Below are 18,242 nucleotides of genomic sequence, written 5' to 3'. Positions count from 1 at the left end.
AATGAGTATGCCGGTCTTGGAAAGTAGTCTATATTGTCTTCTTTACCTATAGCCGTTGGAGTAGCGCTGTACCATCAAGCCAGTAGACTCTATCAACGCCTTTATCTCTTCAGGTGAAACTTCTTCCGGATCGTATTTCACCTGCACCAAGCGTGCAGGCAAGTTTATCACTACCTCCTCTATCCCAGGGACCCCATCTAGAGAACTATGGACAGCAGATCGATCACTATCCTGTGTCATACCAGGTACGTTGAAGCTCACGAGATCCAAAGTAGAAGCCACTTCCACACACTCCTTAGCGATTTATACGAAACGTACAGTTAAGGCACCATATCGAGATTGTACGGCTATAGGGGTTGGCCTTACCAGCCAGGGGACCACCACAGGCTGGGCAAGGAGCTTCCAATTCTACCACCTGATTAGGAGTAGACATCAGCTTTTCAGATATCTCGGCCATACGGTGTGTGAGCTTGTAATCTCCAACTGGATCTCTATCAAAAGTCTTCTCGTTAGTCTTAGGCTTAGCAGGTCCACCATACATTATCTATTCCTCACCAAGATAAGATTTGCGTACCATATCATTTTCTTGTAGCGCCTTAGCGCTATCAGCCAGTACTATCTTACCCGTTTCTATCACGTAGCCTCTATGAGCTATGCTCAAAGCCATCAGGGCATTCTGCTCTACCAACAGTATAGTCGTGCCCTGCTCATTTATCTCCTTGATGATAGAGAAAATCTGCTCCACAAGAATTGGTGCCAGTCCCATTGAGGGCTCATCCAGCAACAACACTTTTGGTCGGGCCATCAGAGCACGAGCTATAGCTAGCATCTGTTGCTCACCACCAGACATGGTTCCAGCCTTCTGGTTTATCCTCTCCTTTAGCCTGGGGAAAAGAGTGAACACCCTCTCCATATCGGCTCTGATCCCATCCTTGTCGTTGCGCAGGTAAGCCCCTAGCTCCAAATTTTCCTTCACACTCATTCGAGGGAAGATCCTCCTTCCCTCCGGGGCGTGGCCTACTCCCCTGGCAACCACTTCGTGAGTTGGCAACATCTCGATTCTTTTGCCCTCAAGCTTTATAGTGCCCATTCTCGGATGTATAAGCCCCGAGATCGTACGCAAGGTGGTAGTCTTACCTGCACCATTACCACCTATTAGGGTAACTATCTCCCCACGCTGTACGTTCAAGGATATGCCTTTTAGGGCGTGTATATTGCCGTAATAGACGTGTATATCCTCAAGCTCCAGCATAGACTCCTGCTTTTCATGCGGAGTACCTGTCTGTTGTAATGCATTTGTCACTGCAGATCTGTGTTCTGTCATGCTGTCGCAGCTCTCCCTAGACAAGCTTCAATAACTCTTGGATCGGACCTGACCTCATTAGGTGTTCCCTCGGAAATCTTCTCTCCGTAATCGAGCACAGAGACTCTATCGCTTATCCCCATGACGACCTTCATATCATGTTCTATCAGGAGAATGCTTAGACCCAAGTCTTCCCTCAATCTACTGATAAAACGAGTCATGGCAGCCGTTTCCTGAGGGTTCATTCCCGCTGTAGGCTCATCCAGCAAGAGTAGCTTTGGATCTGAGGCAAGCGCACGTGCGATCTCCAGTCGCCTCTGATCGCCATAGGAAAGATGCTTAGCTGTAACATCTTCCACTCTCCTAAGGCCAACAAATGCTAGGAGTTCCCTAGCTTTTCTAACTGCATTCTCTTCCTCTCTTACAACAGATGGAGGCCTGAATATAGCTCCAATAAGTCCTGCCTTCAGCCGTACATGCTCTCCTACAAGTACGTTTTGAAGAGCAGTCATATTCTGAAACAACCTTATATTTTGAAAGGTCCTACACATTCCTAACTTCACGATCTCGTGAGGAGGTTTGCCCGTAATATCATAGCCATCGAACTCTATCCTGCCTGAGGTTGGTTTGTATAATCCGGTCAAAATATTAAAGAAGGTTGTCTTGCCAGCACCATTTGGCCCAATGATACTGACTATGGACCTTTCGGGAATAGTGAAATCGACATCCCTCACGGCTACTAAGCCCCCAAATTCCTTGGTAACTTTGTGTGCGTGCAGAAGCATATCTATCCCTCCTAGGAACGGGCTCCGCCAGTGGACTGAGTTTCGGATCTTACATCATATAGTTGCTCAGGAGTCTCCTCATCCTCATGCAGTTCAGCCATTCGTTCAGCACTGGGAAGTATCCCCTCGGGTCGCAGAAGCATCATGATAACAAGTGTTAGGCCGAAGATGAGATATCTGTACTTGGTAAGATCGAGGTTGAGCAGGAAAGACCAATTGGTTCTCTCGCCGAGCGTTTGTCCCCATTCTGATATTTTGTCAGCTAATACTCTGTCAAAAAGACCTAGGAGAAAACCACCTACAATAACACCCCAAATGTTACCCATACCTCCCAATATGACCATGCACAGGAGCAACACTGAGGTACTGAATTCAAACTGGCTGGGAGCGGCAAAGGAGTATCGGCTGGCAAACATAACGCCTACAAATCCTGAAAAGCTAGCACCCATAGCAAAGGCAAGCAGCTTGGTTCTAACCAAATCTATGCCCATCGAAGCTGCTGCTACCTCGTCCTCTCGCATGGCCATCCATGCTCTACCTATGCGGGAATCCCGCAGGCGGCGGGCGATGAAGATGAGTATCGCTCCAATAGCAATCAGTAGATAGTACCAGGCTATAGTGCTCTGTGGCCCACTCCCCAGCCGGAAACCAAATATCACAGGTTGGTCTATAGCATTCAGTCCTTGTTCTCCATAAGTTATGCTGTGGGCATTTAGGAATATAACCGGTACTATCTCACCAAAACCCAGGGTAACTATCGCTAGATAATCTCCTCTTAACCGGAGTGTGGGAGCGCCAAGAATTACGCCGCATATCGCAGTGATAAAGAATGCAAGTATTAGTGAGAACCAGAAGTTGACATGGAGAAATGGTAGGCTCGAAGAAAGGAATTGTGCTACCGGGCTTCTTGGGCTCGTCAGGATAGCGATCGTATAAGCACCTATCGCAAAGAATGCCGCGTACCCTAGGTCGAGCAATCCAGCATAACCTACCACTATATTCAGGCCAAGGGCCAACAGGATATAGGCTATGATAGGGAACATTTGATCTATCATACTGAAGTGCAACACGAGCCGCATCAGAGGATCTATAACCCATGGCCAGGTCAGTGCCGCTAGTATAACTATGGTGGCTGTGACAGTGTTTACTTTGTCTTTTCTGTAGTTCTCTCTCAAGTTGTTAATCTGTTTTGAAACCCATAAAGCCATGCCTCATCCCTCCTACGCCTTATCTCCTACCTGCTCGCCCAACAGACCAGAGGGACGAAATACCAGGATAACGATCAGGATCGCGAATATAACAGCATTGGTCCATGTAGACTGTAGGTAGTAATTACTGAAGGATTCGACTATGCCTATAATGAAACCTCCAAGAACAGCACCACTCAGATTGCCTATACCTCCGAGGACAGCAGCAGTAAAGGCCTTGAGGCCCGTCTCAAATCCTCTGGTAAACACCATGGTGCCTGTGTGGAGACCATACATCAGGCCAGCAGCGCCTGCAAGCGCACCTCCGAGTAGGAAGGCGAAAGATATGGTCCTATTTATGTTAATACCCATCAAAGCCGAAGCATCCCTATCCTGAGAAGTAGCCCTCATGGCCTTACCGATTTTCGTATGCAGAACGACAAACCGTAGCAGAATAAGCAGGATAACGGTCATAGAAATTACCAGAAGACTGCGCAAGTAGAACCTCAGTCCAAGCCCTGTCCAATCAAGCAGATTAATAGGAGGTATCCATAGCCTTGGGAAACTGACGGGCGAGGGGCCTTTCCAAGTTAGTCCAATCTGTATAAGTATGAATGACACCCCTATAGCACTGATAAGGGGAGCCAGACGAGGGGCGTTTCTGAGTCTTCTGTACGCTACCCTCTCTATGATTACATTCAATACCCCTCCAAATATCATAGGTATTACGAGCGCTAGCAAAAAGGCCATGATTTTGATGTAAAACGGGCTTCCGCTATCCACACCGATAGCATCAAGAACTGTCAACGACATGAAGGATGTAAGCATGAATAGGTCGCCATGAGCGAAGTTAATCAGCTCCAGGATACCATAGACTAGCGTATAGCCGAGAGCTATAAGTGCAAACACCGCTCCCAGAGCAATACCATCTAAAAGAACCTGGAGAAATGTCTCCATAAGCTTACCCTCTTTACTTGATCAGAAGACATAGTAAAAAGGGGCGCGAATCTAAAAGTCGCGCCCCGAGACCGCTAACTACCAGCATTAAGCTGCTTCACCCAGACCCACTTACCGTCCTTTACCTGGTATCCATGGTAGGTCTTGAGAGTCGTATCTCCGCGCTTATCAAAGCTCCATTTGCCTAGTGCACCATTGACGGTACCCAGGTTATTCAGCGCTTTGAGGACATCCTTGGGATCCTTGCTACAAGCTTTATCTATCGCGAGCAGGGCAGCTAGCATAGCATCGTGACCGAAGATCGCATATGGTTCTGGCTCAGAGCCAAACGTCTTCTTGTAGTTTTCGTAGAACTCCTTGCCCGGGCCAGTGAGCTTGTCCGGAGGCGCTGCAGCCACTGTTCCATAGGCTCCCTCAGCAGCATCACCAGCGCCATCAATAAAGGAGCTCTCGAGAATACCGTCAGGACCCATGAACTTTATCTTCTCTGGATCGGGCTCTATATCTCTAAGATCCTTGACCAGCTGGGTGCCACCGGTCTCGACCAAGCCTCCAAAGTAAACCAGGTCCGCACCTTTATCAACTATCTTCTGCATGAGAGAAGCATATGAACCCGCTTGTGGATCTATACCTTCAAATCCCAAAACCTCCAAACCTATCTTCTGAGCATGCTCGCGGAAGACTTGAGCTAGCCCCAGACCATAAACTTCTTGATCGTTGAGCACATAGACCTTCTTTGCTCCCAACTCCTTCGCCCAATTCGCAGCGGCAGTACCTTGCAGGTTGTCCGCAGGCACTACTCTGAAATAGTTTCTAGGCCCATTCCTATATAGGGACTCGTACAGCTTGGGATCAGGAGGTCCAGGCTGGGTCAGGTTTATGGCCGTATTGGCGGGACTTATCATCGGAATGCCTGCCTCGTTTAGGATGGGTATAGATATGGCGGCAGCACCCGAGTTGAATGTACCTAGATACACAGTAGCCCCATCTCTTATGGCCCTGTTAGCATTCTCAGTCTCCTTCTCTTGAGTCCACTTACCAGCTGCAGCAGTGGCATCATCGAGAGCCTTGAACTCAACCTTGTATCCACCAGCCTTACCGCCGTGCTCCTGAAGGGCCAGCTTCATACCGTTGACAACAGATACAGTCTGGACACGAGAAGGACCGGTCATGGGCAAGCTGGAATAGATCAGGAGCGTCTCGTTCTTCTCAGGACACTTAGCACCAGTCTGAGTCTCCTGGGCTGCTGGAGAGCTGGATGGTGAGGCGCTCGGTGAGGCCGCAGCTGTAGGAGATGGTGAAGGCGAACTCCCAACTCCCTGGGTACCAGGAGTTGGTGTTTGTCCAGCAGTAGTGCCACCACATGCGGATAACAACAAGCTAAAGATTAAGACAAGAACAGCAATAAGTGATGGTTGGGTCTTCCCTTTCCTCATGTTCCCCTCCAATTGCTCTTTAGTGATATTTCTCGGTAAGTGATAACTTTGTGCGGGAGTATAATAACGATAAAGTCAAGTGTCAAGAACCAAATTACCACAATATCCAGGCAAACATATGTGATATTTGCCATATGAAGTCGTAGATATATACTAAATTGTGGATGCACGCAAAGAAACTGGACAGGAATACAAGCTAGGTTATGGGCTGCTTGCAGCTATCTTTGCGATTTTACTCATAGCCTTCTTTCGAATCTTATTCCAGGTCCGTTCACCAATCGAGGTCCTACTTGATAGGCTGCTCACACTAATTCCCATGAGGTGGTTTGAGTCCATCCTGGGTTTCTTTGGTGGCTATGCTAAGCCTTTTGCTTATCTCGCTGCCGTTTTGGTAGCAGTAATCGGTGGTGGACTACTTCTGCTAGTTGCCAGATTTATGTCCTCGGTCTTCAATACGAATCCCAGGACGATCTTCGGTGCTCTGTGCACAGCCATTGCTATCGCACTAGGAATACTTGTACTGACATTTGGAGGGTCTCCATCGACTTTGGCTCTAACCTTAGGAGCTGTATTCATATACTACGTAAGTGTTCAGTACTTCGTCTCTTCAAGGCAGGCTACCAAGAAAGATATAGTGGACACCTCCCGAAGAAGGTTTCTAAGACAGCTAGGAGCAACTGTGGTAGGCGTAGCTGCAGCGGGAATTGTAGTATCCGTGATACAGAGGCTGCTAAGTCAGGCAACTATCACATCTACCGGCAAAGCAAGTGGCAATATGCCAGAACCATTTACACCAAATGATGAGTTCTATGTGGTCTCTAAGAACATCCTAGATCCTAATGTCGATAGTAACTCTTGGAAACTTAGAATAGGAGGTCTAGTACAAAAGCCATTCGAACTGACACTGGATGAGATCAAGCAGCTACCCCCTGTAGAGCAGGATCAGACTCTGGAATGTATCTCCAACCCCGTCGGAGGAGATCTTATAAGCAATGCCAAGTGGAAAGGCGTTAGGTTGATGGACCTCTTAGAGCAAGCACAAGTTAGAGATGGAGTGATAGATATCAAGTTTACCTGCGCTGATGGCTACACGGAATCGATCCCCTTGGAGAAGGCCATGGAGCCAACAGTGCTGCTTGCTTATGAGATGAATGGAGAGCAGCTGCCTTCCAAGCACGGCTCGCCCCTCCGTCTTCTGGTGCCCAATATCTTTGGCATGAAGAACGTGAAATGGGTTGAGAGAATAGAAGCAGTCAATGAGGACTACAAGGGCTATTGGCAACAACAGGGTTGGAGTAATATAGCAACTATCCAAACCATGTCGCAGATCAGAGTGCCTGCGAGTGACTCCGAGATACAGATAGGTAAAGAAACAGAGGTAGCAGGCATCGCCTTCGCTGGGTCAAGGGGTATAAACAAGGTTGAAGTGAGTACGGATGCAGGAAAGACCTGGCACACCGCACAGCTCGATCCAGAGATAGGACCATTATGTTGGCGATTCTGGCGCTACAAATGGACGCCTGATTCTGAGGGATATTACACTTTGGTGGTGAGAGCACAAGACGGCGAAGGTAACTGGCAGACTGAAGAGAGGCAGCCAACACTACCGTCCGGAGCGACTGGCTACCACTCCATCCAGGTAAGAGTAATAGGCTCGAGCCAGTAGATCACTCCTTCCAAGATATCTGGACCTGAGAGTAACCCATGGATGTCATAAGCGACCTTATTGACTGCTCAGCGTTCTGCTTAGCATCCTCCAGCAGGCCATCTTCCACAGCAGCCTGCCTGATTTGATCTTCAGCTGTAGCTCTGACTTTGCTTTCCAGATCCTTGTCAGGTTTAGAAAACAGCCCCGTACTGCGTTCGTAGACATAGCTCTTTTCATTATCCAACCTGCTGTAGAACACCTGAGGCTTAGGCAGTGTCAGCTCTACTCTATCGCCTTGCACACTTATATCTTTTTTAGTGATCCCGGAAAGATCGACTCCTGCAACCACCTCCCCATGTGCTATAAAGAGAATCTTATCCCCTAACAGAGCACTAGGGATATACTTCCTCGTCCTACTAGCTCCAATTACCTTCTCTACAGTGTACTTAGCCGTCTCGAGCCTTGAGAGCTGCTGGATGCTCTTTATAACTTCATCCTGCCGAGTATCGATCACGACGGTTTCTCTAGGAACTAGCCCCTTTGCAAGATTGGAGACCTCGGTCCTCACATAGAGGCAGGATCCTACGACAAGAAACACGGTGATTACCAGCACCATAACCAGAAGGATCAATATCCACCTTGCGAATCCCCTGCTTGGGGTTGCTTCCGGAGGTAAGCTAGGAGGTGAAGAAGACAAAGCTATTGTTTCTCCTTGACTAGCTTGGATGCGTAGCCTTGTACTGAGGCGAATCCCTAGAGATCTGCATTAACTCTATAGGATTGCCATCCGGATCAGAAATCCACGCTTGCCAGTTGTTATCGCGACCTAATATAGGACCTCTATTTATATCCACCCTCTGCCGTCTCAGATCCTCAAGCGTAAGCCCTAGATCATCGACCAGAAGGCACAGATGTCGATAGGACGTGTCAGCAGAGATTCCAGTCCCAGACCCACCTGGGAAGAGCTCTATGAATCTATCTCCTGCTACGTGCAGGTAGACGAGCATCAATGAGCCATCATCGTTGTACAACCTGAAAGCCTCTTTTATCCCCAGCTTTGCGTAGAACTGAATAGAGCGTTCTATATCAGATACTGAGTAAGCTGGATGACCTATATCAAGTATCATAACCCCTCCACCTAGCATGTTTACAGAGAAATATACTACGCAAGACCTATTTAGGCAACATGCGCATGCATCACTTCTTCCAGCGTTCCTCCATAAGCAACAGCTCGAGAAAGCTCCATACCTATCTCAACGGTATCTCCTACAACCAGCACAGCTGGAGGAGTTATGTGTCTTGATCTGGCTATGTGTACGATTTCTTGTAGAGGGGCAAATATCACCTGTTGCTCAGGGGTAGTAGCCCACCTAACCAGCGCAGACAGTTCTTTAGGGCTCCTACCATGAGAGATGAGATTGGACACTATTCGTTCCAGATTCTCTACTGCCATCAAGAAGACAAGCGTATCCGAAGCCTTAGCTAAAGCCTCCCAGTCAAATACCTTATCGCAAGAATTGTCCCGATCATGGCCAGTAGCTATGGTGATCGAGCGAGCGACACACCTGTGGGTGACTGGAATCAAAGCGGCTGCGGGACCTGCCAGGGAAGAGCTGACACCTGGTATCACTTCAAAAGGCACCCCGGCACGTGCGAGGAAAAGGGCTTCTTCAGCACCTCTCCCAAAGACAAAAGGATCCCCTCCCTTGAGCCTTACTACGAACTTGCCTCCTTTGGCCTTGTCCACCAGCAACCTATTTATATCCTCCTGCTGTACTCGGTGCCCTCCCGGAGTCTTGCCGGCGTCAATTAGTTCAGCGTCCTCGCGACAGTAGTCAAGAACACCATCGCCTATTAGGCGATCATGCACAACTACATCTGCACGCTCCAATCTCCTGACCGCCTTTATAGTAAGCAGCTCGGGGTCTCCCGGCCCTGCCCCAACTATAGAAACGAACCCTGATGAGTTCATGCTCTTGCCTCCAATTCAACCTTATCCGGAGCCAGTCTACTCCAAAGCAGCTCTGTCGCTTCGTCTACCTTACCCTCCCACACAAGTGACTTGAGATCATCATCCAGAGCACGCTGCCATTCTTCTGGATCTATAGTAAATCTGGCAGGACCAAGCCTCTCCCTTACGGTGGCAGCTACCTCAAGCAGCTGGGCCCAATGTGGAGGGAAGTCATGTTCTATCTTTCTGCGAACATGGCTGGCTATAGCAGGACTCAAGGCATTGGTAGATATAGCTATAACTAATCTACCTCGGCGCACTATTGCGGGAGCAATAAAATCGCAGTTTGGGATATCGTCTACAGCAAGGATCGGGATATTCCTCTCCCTGGCCTCTTTTGCCACCTTAGCGTTGGCTGATTTATCATCGGTAGCAGCAAAGCATATATAGGCACCCTCTAGATCTCCATAGGCATACTCTCTCTGTATCCAGGTAAGAAGACCTTCGACAGCCCTCTCCCTGATGTAGTCAGAAACCTCTGGAGCTATAACCACCAGCGGATCAGGACCGCATGGAATCAAGCCCTTAACCTTGCCTGTAGCTATCTCACCACCACCTATAACCACTACCTTCTTTCTGCATAGATCCAGAAATGCAGGGTAGTAATCGTAGATCTTATCAGCGTGCGTCCTGGCCATAGCTCACCTCTCAATTGCAAAAAAGTGCAATATATCACTAATCTTCCCCGCTTATTTCTGGATGATATCAAAAATCTAGATAGAAGGGCAAAAATTTATCTCCTAATGCAGCTTTATTTCTACTGCTATTATTTGCAATTAGTAACCACTGACTATCAATAGCCTATAGCTATTTTTGGGGTCTGAGATTACTTGCAAGGTTCATCCTAGCCACTCTTCCAAGGTGGTACACTTGGAAGGGCTGCGGCCATATATGACCTGTTCTCTTAGTTCGCCGAAAGTACCGAATCCTTCAGCGTAAGCATCGTGTTTGTGTATGCTCTCAAAACTTACCACCCTGGCTAACAGGAAGTCTTCCTCAGGCAAGTCAGAGTAAGTATTTACCGCTGATCTCAGTATCTCCCGAGCCACATCCTCTACGAAGCGAGGCCTACGATGAGCCTTATGAACTACGAAGAACTCGTCTGGCCGCTTGAGAAGACCGTAGTTCTCTGAGCTCATGGAGGACTCAGCTATCTCTACCAAGTCCTCAGCTCTTACCATTGCATCTGTCCCAAGAAGTATAGTAGCTTTCGACCTCTGGTTGTGCGCGGCAGTCGGTATGGCGGCCAGAATCTTCTCTGCCTCCTCTGATGTGAATCCCTCTTCGGCTAGCCTCTCCTTAGAGTGTTCGAGTATCATATCCTGTGCACATGGGCACGCCGTCATACCCTCCGCTTCTATCCCTACCATCCGCCGGTAACTATCCTGCTTACAAACTGCTATTCCCAGCAAAGTATACATCTCATCTGTTGGGATTCCTGATATAGGAGCATATCTGCGAAGCGAGAACTTAGCTCTTATTCTTACCTCACTCCTGAGGGCCTTCTGGGCCTTCACGATCTTCTCAGCAATCCTAAGAGCAAGGGATTCCACGTCTGGGGCCTCATTAGCAACCGCATCATCCAGAGTTTCATCAAGAGCATGACTGAAACGAGACATATGAAGCCCTTTCTGGTTTGGACTTATATCTGCCAGCAGGCTTATCTCGGCCTGCAGTACCCTGGATCTGGACCCTCTACCCAGCTTGATCATCCTCTGTACGTTCGTCACCCCCACACGACCGAGGCGTACGGCTACCTCTGGCTCCTGTCCCTGTACATCACGAGACAAGCGTAATGCCAGCCCCCTTCTTGCTTTTCTGACACCAGATTTATCCACCTTCTCCAGAAGCTGAGCGATAGACTCACCTAAGGCCGGGTGGACCACATCAGGAGCTATCTCAGCAAAGGGCACTAGTACAAACGCTCTCTCGTGCATGTAAGGGTGAGGAACTTCTATATCCTCTGATTTGAGGACTAAATCGTCGTACAGCAACAAATCAAGGTCTATTGGCCTGGGTGCGTTTCTGAAAGAAGGCCTCCTACCCATCCTGTGCTCTATGGACTTGAGGAATTTGAGTAGACCCCTTGGATCAAGATCAGTTTGTCCCTCAACTACCGTATTCAGAAACTTGGGCTGTTCTTTGTATCCCACTGGTTCGGTTTCATATATAGAGGCTACCTTGTTGATCTTCACTCTCGAGCGCAGAGACTGGATGGCCTCAGCTATATTGGCATATCTATCCCCCAGATTAGATCCCAATCCTATGTAAACAGTGTGCACTTCTATCTACCTCCAGAAAGGCTCAGAACCTGTTGTACCACTTACAGCTTATATGAGCCAGTACAGGAACTAAAGATAAATCTATAGAAGTTTAGAGGAACAAAAGGTGCATAAAGACAGTTATTTGATCAAAATCCAAAATCAATCTCCTGGGGGACAATAAGCATGAGGGGTCTTCTTCGATTTATCTTTCTAGCCACACTTATAACCACTTGGGGATCCGCGTTCCTCCCTGATTCCTCTCTAGCCGAGGAGGAATCAGCAATAATAGCAACCTTTGACGTCAATGGAGAAAAGTTCAAGGTGCTGATACGTAATCCAGCAACTATAGCTCAAATACTCGATCTGAAGGAAGGTAAGAGCACCGCTAGCATTCCCAATGGGAAGATATTACCTGGTGCGGGGGAGATGAAACACAATGCTCCATACAGTTGGCATCTAGACCCACAAGATATATCTATGGCGGATTTCATGATAGAGCTCTGCGATGGAACACCTAGCTATGTGGAAGATAACGTCAATTACTTTATAGAAAAGGTCGGTAGATACTGCCCCTGGTCAGCAAAATTAGTGTCGGTGGAGTACATGAAAGGGTCTCAGGGCACTGCACCCAAACTCCCTAACAGCGGTGCAGGCAGCATGTATGAGCCTAAAGAAAGCAGTATAGCAGGATCAATACTAGTAGCGTCCGTCCTAGCTTTGGCAGGCGGTACTATATACTGCATACGCAGATTCCTAGCTTAGAAAGCCTAAGGGGATCGGGTTAGTAACCCGATCCCCTTGTAGGTGTTGGCTGACCTATCTAGTTCACTAGACGACGAGCACCGAACCAGCGGGTAGCAAAGTAATCCCAGTTGATATTACTCCAGTGGACGCCGGTCTCTGGAGATCCAGCATCAATCATCCAGCCGTCACCCACATAAATTCCAACATGGGAAAGTCCTCTCCACCAAGTGTTCTGGAAGAACACCAGGTCGCCAGGTTGCAACTCACTCTTGGACACGGACCAGCCCATGCTGTATTGACCCCACAGATTCTCAGGTATCCATATGCCGTTGAGCCTGTACACCCACTGGGCAAAGCCTACACAGCTGAAACCCTCAGATGGGGTATTACCGTAGTAGGCATATCTGTACCCTACATAGCGCTTGGCGGTGTTGGCTATAGCAAGGCCCTTGCTTGAGTAGGTGTTGGAGTAAGTGGTGTTAGTATAGCTGGTACTCTGAGAGGAAAGCTCAGTAGTACCGGATGCGGCAGGTTGAATATAGTAGCCATGGACATAACCAGTCAGCCCGTCATAAGACACACGGTACCACTCATAGTTATAGGGCCCAGAAATAACGTACACTGTTGCCTGTGGGGGAAGAACACGCATGATGGAGTAATTGATGCTTGGTCCAGTTCTAAAATTCAACCAAGTAGTGGTATAGGCGTATTGCCCAGGTACGCCAGCGGCTTTAGAGCCAACTGCCGGCACGACAGACAGCGCTAATGCAATCAACAGAGCACACGAGAACAACTTGAGTCTCACAGACATCCCTCCGTTCTTTCTTCTAGTCTTTTGCTGTTATCCAGGCTGCTGGTGGTGAGTTAGCAACAGCCTCGCGATAGAGAGTGAAAGGAATCCAACTATGACTCCTCTACACTACTTGACTAGTCGACCACCTCCTTTCTACTAAGAACTCAGCTTTAGCGTTGCAGCAGTAGCTTATCCGTATAACAACCGACATGTCAAGATTTTTGTGCTCCATAACTGGTAAGAAAAATGTTAATGTTTGGTTAAACAGAAAAACAAGAAAAAGCGAGGGGAAATCCCCTCGCTTTGATTCTAGCTTCGTCAAGTTGTGGAGCTTCGCTATTGAATAGGTTCTACTGGTTCTCCGGCATGGGAAGGCTCCTGCCCTTCCATAAACTTCACATACTGCTTGTCTACATTCAGATAGACCACATTATCCTCTATTCTGTCTACAGCAGAGAAAGGTACCTTAACCTCTTTTTTAAATATCAGTCCTTCCTTAACCAGCATGTAGCTAGAGTCAACATCTGTAGTAGCGACCACATCATCAACAGTGCCTACCTTCCCATCTGTAGCCATAACGGTGAAACCCTTGACCTCTGGGAGCTCCACAGGTTGCTCTTTTTGTTCCTCAACCTGTTTCATTGCCTCCAGGGTTTCGGGTGGAACAGAAGCTTCAACATGCTGGTAATCCTCAGAGGAGAGCTCGCTTTCAGGCGCTATGTCCATATCGAGCCTTTCATCGGAAAGTCTCTGCTCCTTTTGCTCATCATAGTTGCGGTCACTGGTGCTCATCTCTCACCTCCTTAGTAACTAAGTACTACTAGAAGCTGGATTCTCGTCTTCCGAATGAGTATTATTCATGCTTTCTTCTCGATGCCGAGATGCACGACTACCTTCGCTCTTGTCTTTAGGAGGCTTCAATACACCTGTGTCGTCTGATATCCCATCTACAGGCGCAGCACTAACCTCTCCATAAGTGGGATTCGATGTAGAACGAGACTCAGATCCTTCTTCCTGCTCCTGCATGTACTTCCATGATCTTGACGCAGCAGCGTCCTCCATACCAGTCAATGAGCCGGATGCATCTGCAGTTGTGTTCTGCGATACTATCGCTTCAGTTTCGTGCTCCACCGAGGCAGGCGGCTCTGGTGGAGGCGGGGGATTCGAGACAGAAACAGACTCATTCACGGGCTCATCCTGAACCCCAGCCCAAAGTTCAGCGCCTTGCTCTACGCTCCCTGCTGGGTTGTCCGGGATCAGTGTAGCCTCAGATATTACTTCGTTCTGCCTAGTGATATGTGTAGGTTGAGTTGAGGTAGTAGTTGCATCCACTCTACTCCCAGTAGCAGACCTTGCCACATTGGTCAATCTATCTGCCGTATTCTTAGCGGTACTCGCAACAATTTGCCCTATCTGTTTTGATGCCTGTTGGATCTCGACCCTGGTGTCAGCAAGCGCACCGCGCCCCTGTTCTAAGACAACTTCAGTACGAATACTCGACACTTTGTTCCTCAACCAAAACGCTAAGCCACCAAGCAAAGCCAAAGCCAAGGATACCTTACCTAATCTCATTGAACACCTCCTCGCTAAAAGCAAAAAGCCCTAGCTAAAGCTTACTCCGCAGGAGTCATGCCAAATGTTATTCTGGATCCAGGCTGTTAGGCAGCTTGCTGCTAGATTTGGGCTTGCGTCTTAGGATCAAAAGAAGCCCCACAGTTATAAATGCCAGAACGAATATCTGCCCCCCTAGGCCTATATAGTTGAGGACCCTTAGCACCTCATCTCTACTGGTACCCACCCAGTAGCCAATTACGCTATTTGTTACGCTCCAGAAAGTTGCCAAACCAAAAGACACTGCCAAGAACCTGTAGTAGGGAAGTTTGCCCGAGGCAGCGCCGCCCATGAACATGGTTGACCTAGTGAGAGTATGTATATAAGCGGGAATCATGGCCGGAATCGCCTTCAGGTTCCAGATGTTAGGCGCATTAGCTGATCGACCTTTTGTAAGTCTTTCAAGCACCTTGGAGCCTCTTCTCCCTACTATGTAGTCTATATGGTCGCCGACCATGAACCCTAAGATACCACAGAGAATCACACCCAGAATATTCAGATCTCCTCCCTGAGCGTACATCCCACCCAGAGCGATCATTATGCCTCCTGGAAGAGCCCACGATACCAGGAATGTGTGTTCTAGCATGGCACCAACAAACACTATGAGATACCCGTAGCGAGCATAGAAAGGCTCGAGAAAATCCAGGATCTTGTTTATAAGGTCGGCCAGATCAGGCACTTCTACCCCCTAATGTTTTTGGGAAAATAATAGCATCTGTTAAGTCTGACAATTAGGACTGTTATTATCTCCAATATGTTTCCTAAAAACCAAGCCGAGGAGATATGAAACTCTCCTCGGCTTGGGAAAGCCCCGCCACGAAAGCAACTGTTGGCCAAGACTATGGAATTATGGTTATAGTCCTCCACTGCATACCGTATTGCCTGGCCTGTGCCACACTGGGGAACCATATATCTATTCTCCAGCCCTTGATCGCTCCGCCAGTGTCCTCAGCAACGAATACCTGATTACCGAATCCCGAGATGTACATCCTGGTTCCAAGAGGTATGTATCTTGGGTCAACGGCCACGGCTCCCCAGTGAACCCGACGACCATTAGCCATGTAACCGGTAGAACCAAACTCGGCACCATTGAAGCCAGAGGTCAGTACACTATAGGTCCTTCCAGAAGAACTCACCGGAGCGCTGCTAGCGTTGCTTTCTGAAGGTCTGGAAACTGTTACCTTGGTATTTGTTGTATTAGATGAGCTATCAGAAGCAGCACTTTCATCTGAGTACTCTTGGACGCGCACTTGCGCAACTTGAGCAGGAGGTGTGTTATCCGCGCGGCTGATCCTGTAGAGCCACCAGCCAGCAGCCCAGCCCGCATTACCAGCGGAGTCATAACCGGTCACCTTGTACCAGCCGTACCCATCACTCCAGATTGGACCGGCCACTACGGTAACCACTTGTCCCTCTCGCATAGTCGTTAGCTTGGCATACCTCAGACCAGGGCCAACGCGCACCCTCAAGCCCGCGCCTCTTGTATTACGTACCTGTACTTTGTCTCCCTTGTAAAAGGTCACGCCATAATATGCATAACCCTTACCGGGGAAGGAGGCAATTGGTAGAACTAGTGCCAAAAGCAAGACACAAAGAGATAACTTATTGGACAGCAAGCTTTTCACGACATCCCTCCGTCTGAATTTATAGTTTTATCCATAATTGCCCTGCGACAGAGGTGGCGGCTATATCGCAGGGCGTTTTATCATACTAATACCAGCAAATTCCAGACCTTCAAAGGTTAAGGTTTGGTTAGCAACCTTACTGCCGAGTATAAATGATGCATCTGTAGTTGTCAATAACGCCACAAGTATCCATGGGTCAGTTGAACCCTTGGGTTGCGTTGACACAACAGACTGACCTTAGTTAGCCTGTTACTAAGATCAAAAGCAATAAGAGGGGATAAGTTGGAAAAGACAGAGATAATAGCTAACGTATCGGTCATAGACAAGTTTGGAGATCAAATCAGATCTGTAGATCGATCTGTAGAGCTTATACCTATTGAAAGAGCTCTAAGTGAGTCCGTTTATCATCCTCAGATTCTAATCAGGTCGGAGATCCCTAACGACCTACTAGTTCAGATTCTAGACAAGTTCCCCTCCATCAAGTGGGTACACAGCTACAGTGCTGGAGTGGAGGGTCTAATACCTATTCTCCAAAACAGAAATTTGGTGCTGACTAATAGTGCTGGGCTGCATGGTGAACCTATAGCAGAGTGGGTTATAGCAATGACGCTAGCGCATGCTAAAAGATTCCACCTCCTGTTTAGACACTTTCAAGCCCACGAATGGCAGGCAGAGGAATGCGATGAGCTTGGCGGTAAGACAATGGTAATTGTAGGGGCAGGAGGAATAGGAGCGTCGATAGCACGCAGGGCGAAGTGCCTTGGGATGAAAATCGTAGGTGTAAGATCAAGCGGCAGGAGTTCTGAGTACTTTGATGAAATGCTAACGCCTGATAGCCTGCATACAGCGCTAGGAAAAGGTGACTATGTAGTCATAGCTACTCCTCTTACACCACAGACCGAAGGATTAATAGGTGAACCCGAGCTCAAGGCTATGAAGAACTCGGCCGTGCTGTTAAACATAGCCAGGGGGAAGATTGTCCAGACCGAAGCTCTCATGAGGGCCCTGTCCGAGGGCTGGATAGCAGCAGCTTATTTGGATGTGACCGATCCTGAACCCCTGCCTCCAGACCATCCATTATGGTCAACCCCTAACGTGTTTATCACAGCTCATACCTCAGGGTATTCGCCGTATTCTGCCGAGCGACTGGCAAAGTTCTTCTGTGAAAACTTAAGGCGTTGGCTGCAGGGAGAGCCCTTGCTCAACCAAGTCGATCTGGCCCGAGGTTACTAGCTTCGGCAGAAGCCAAAGTGACAGTCTCTGGGAACCTGAGAGCAGTGTGGATGCTGCTTCAGGACACCATGATTTGTTTTCTTCTATAGATTTCCATATAAATGACTAGTCTGATGAATCCAAGATACTCTACTTCTCTATCTGGAGAGGATGTTCCTATGTTGTTTGCGCCAGATTAAATGATACCAGTATCATTTAATGATTCTTGGGAGTGCACAAGATTAGCATAGAAAGGGGCAATTATGAAAGTAGCCTACATCTTCAGTACAAGTGGCCATACAGTTAGCTACAAGCTGGGCAAGATGATCTTACCGCAGCTGGAGGAAAATCGGCACGGCGCTGAGGTCATCGGCATGTTCTTCTTTGATGACAACACATATATGCTCCGAAAGGGTGACCCAATAGGCGAGAGACTCTCTAAGGTCGCAAAGGAGAAGGGCATAATGCTGATGCTCTGTGACCAGTGCGCTGTAGAGCGAGGGCTAGCTGAGATTGGACCAGACGGCAAGTGTTATCCAAAGAACGTGGTGGAGGGTGTGCAGGTCGGTTGTTTCCCCGATCTATACGCCTCCTTGGAGACCAATCCACCCGACCAGGTCATCACTTTATAACAACTTTTGCTGGGCACAGATGTAGTGCCCAGCA

Annotated in this window: 20 protein-coding genes; 4 read left to right on the top strand and 16 right to left on the bottom strand. The window is 48.3% G+C overall.

The window, feature by feature from the left end; all coding sequences use genetic code 11:
* Positions 1 to 42: 42 nt before the first annotated feature.
* From N2245_RS12515 to N2245_RS12490, 6 genes are all read right to left on the bottom strand, one after another.
* The gene (locus tag N2245_RS12515) at positions 43 to 282 is read right to left on the bottom strand and encodes a heavy-metal-associated domain-containing protein (protein ID WP_494537068.1); all 240 of its coding nucleotides are present in this window, start codon (positions 280 to 282) and stop codon (positions 43 to 45) included.
* A gap of 262 nt (positions 283 to 544) precedes the next feature.
* On the bottom strand, positions 545 to 1,252 hold the full coding sequence (locus N2245_RS12510; protein ID WP_494537173.1) for an ABC transporter ATP-binding protein: 708 nt from the start codon (positions 1,250 to 1,252) through the stop codon (positions 545 to 547).
* A 68-nt stretch (positions 1,253 to 1,320) separates the two neighbouring features.
* Positions 1,321 to 2,088: an ABC transporter ATP-binding protein gene (locus N2245_RS12505; RefSeq protein WP_494537067.1), complete on the bottom strand. Its 768-nt coding sequence runs from the start codon at positions 2,086 to 2,088 to the stop codon at positions 1,321 to 1,323.
* 11 nt (positions 2,089 to 2,099) lie between these two features.
* Positions 2,100 to 3,167: a branched-chain amino acid ABC transporter permease gene (locus tag N2245_RS12500; protein WP_494537172.1), complete on the bottom strand. Its 1,068-nt coding sequence runs from the start codon at positions 3,165 to 3,167 to the stop codon at positions 2,100 to 2,102.
* A 141-nt stretch (positions 3,168 to 3,308) separates the two neighbouring features.
* Positions 3,309 to 4,232 (bottom strand): branched-chain amino acid ABC transporter permease, encoded by a 924-nt coding sequence (locus tag N2245_RS12495; protein ID WP_494537066.1) that lies wholly within the window; start codon positions 4,230 to 4,232, stop codon positions 3,309 to 3,311.
* Between the two features lie 74 nt (positions 4,233 to 4,306).
* Positions 4,307 to 5,668 carry a branched-chain amino acid ABC transporter substrate-binding protein gene (locus N2245_RS12490; protein WP_494537065.1) on the bottom strand — a complete coding sequence of 454 codons (1,362 nt, stop codon included), beginning with the start codon at positions 5,666 to 5,668 and terminating at the stop codon, positions 4,307 to 4,309.
* Between the two features lie 160 nt (positions 5,669 to 5,828).
* On the opposite strand from N2245_RS12490, the gene N2245_RS12485 reads away from it, so the two are divergent.
* Positions 5,829 to 7,334: a molybdopterin-dependent oxidoreductase gene (locus N2245_RS12485; RefSeq protein WP_494537064.1), complete on the top strand. Its 1,506-nt coding sequence runs from the start codon at positions 5,829 to 5,831 to the stop codon at positions 7,332 to 7,334.
* Between the two features lies 1 nt (position 7,335).
* Here the strand turns inward: N2245_RS12485 and N2245_RS12480 are convergent, their stop codons facing one another.
* The 5 genes from N2245_RS12480 to mptA all read right to left on the bottom strand — a co-directional run bounded on the left by N2245_RS12480 (position 7,336) and on the right by mptA (position 11,609).
* Positions 7,336 to 8,013 (bottom strand): DUF4230 domain-containing protein, encoded by a 678-nt coding sequence (locus tag N2245_RS12480; protein ID WP_494537063.1) that lies wholly within the window; start codon positions 8,011 to 8,013, stop codon positions 7,336 to 7,338.
* Between the two features lie 19 nt (positions 8,014 to 8,032).
* Positions 8,033 to 8,443: a VOC family protein gene (locus N2245_RS12475; protein WP_494537062.1), complete on the bottom strand. Its 411-nt coding sequence runs from the start codon at positions 8,441 to 8,443 to the stop codon at positions 8,033 to 8,035.
* Positions 8,444 to 8,493: 50 nt separating this feature from the next.
* Complete coding sequence (cobA, locus tag N2245_RS12470) at positions 8,494 to 9,288, bottom strand: uroporphyrinogen-III C-methyltransferase (RefSeq protein WP_494537061.1); 795 nt, start codon at positions 9,286 to 9,288, stop codon at positions 8,494 to 8,496.
* Positions 9,285 to 9,965, bottom strand: coding sequence for a precorrin-2 dehydrogenase/sirohydrochlorin ferrochelatase family protein (locus tag N2245_RS12465; RefSeq protein WP_494537060.1), 681 nt, complete (start codon positions 9,963 to 9,965; stop codon positions 9,285 to 9,287). Before N2245_RS12465 ends, cobA begins: the two co-directional genes overlap by 4 nt.
* Before the next feature lie 201 nt (positions 9,966 to 10,166).
* On the bottom strand, positions 10,167 to 11,609 hold the full coding sequence (gene mptA, locus N2245_RS12460) for a GTP cyclohydrolase MptA (RefSeq protein ID WP_494537059.1): 1,443 nt from the start codon (positions 11,607 to 11,609) through the stop codon (positions 10,167 to 10,169).
* 165 nt (positions 11,610 to 11,774) lie between these two features.
* Here mptA and N2245_RS12455 point away from each other — a divergent pair, with 165 nt between their 5' ends.
* A complete protein-coding gene (locus tag N2245_RS12455; protein ID WP_494537058.1) occupies positions 11,775 to 12,353 on the top strand; it encodes a BP74-related protein in 579 nt (192 codons plus the stop codon).
* A 58-nt stretch (positions 12,354 to 12,411) separates the two neighbouring features.
* On the opposite strand, the gene N2245_RS12450 is transcribed toward N2245_RS12455, so the two are convergent.
* From N2245_RS12450 to N2245_RS12430, 5 genes are all read right to left on the bottom strand, one after another.
* On the bottom strand, positions 12,412 to 13,146 hold the full coding sequence (locus N2245_RS12450) for a C40 family peptidase (protein ID WP_494537057.1): 735 nt from the start codon (positions 13,144 to 13,146) through the stop codon (positions 12,412 to 12,414).
* 318 nt (positions 13,147 to 13,464) lie between these two features.
* Positions 13,465 to 13,920 carry a PRC-barrel domain-containing protein gene (locus tag N2245_RS12445; protein ID WP_494537056.1) on the bottom strand — a complete coding sequence of 152 codons (456 nt, stop codon included), beginning with the start codon at positions 13,918 to 13,920 and terminating at the stop codon, positions 13,465 to 13,467.
* 18 nt (positions 13,921 to 13,938) lie between these two features.
* A complete protein-coding gene (locus N2245_RS12440) occupies positions 13,939 to 14,700 on the bottom strand; it encodes a hypothetical protein (RefSeq protein WP_494537055.1) in 762 nt (253 codons plus the stop codon).
* A 67-nt stretch (positions 14,701 to 14,767) separates the two neighbouring features.
* Positions 14,768 to 15,418, bottom strand: a complete 651-nt coding sequence (locus N2245_RS12435; protein ID WP_494537054.1) for a DedA family protein — start codon at positions 15,416 to 15,418, stop codon at positions 14,768 to 14,770.
* Between the two features lie 160 nt (positions 15,419 to 15,578).
* Positions 15,579 to 16,364 (bottom strand): 3D domain-containing protein, encoded by a 786-nt coding sequence (locus N2245_RS12430; protein ID WP_494537053.1) that lies wholly within the window; start codon positions 16,362 to 16,364, stop codon positions 15,579 to 15,581.
* Between the two features lie 282 nt (positions 16,365 to 16,646).
* Here N2245_RS12430 and N2245_RS12425 point away from each other — a divergent pair, with 282 nt between their 5' ends.
* A complete protein-coding gene (locus tag N2245_RS12425; RefSeq protein WP_494537052.1) occupies positions 16,647 to 17,597 on the top strand; it encodes a D-2-hydroxyacid dehydrogenase in 951 nt (316 codons plus the stop codon).
* A 242-nt stretch (positions 17,598 to 17,839) separates the two neighbouring features.
* Positions 17,840 to 18,208 carry a SaoD/DsrE family protein gene (locus tag N2245_RS12420; RefSeq protein WP_494537051.1) on the top strand — a complete coding sequence of 123 codons (369 nt, stop codon included), beginning with the start codon at positions 17,840 to 17,842 and terminating at the stop codon, positions 18,206 to 18,208.
* Positions 18,209 to 18,242 lie beyond the last annotated feature (34 nt).

The organism is Thermobaculum sp. T2p (assembly GCF_059335935.1).
This window is presented reverse-complemented; position numbering and strand designations above follow the sequence as displayed.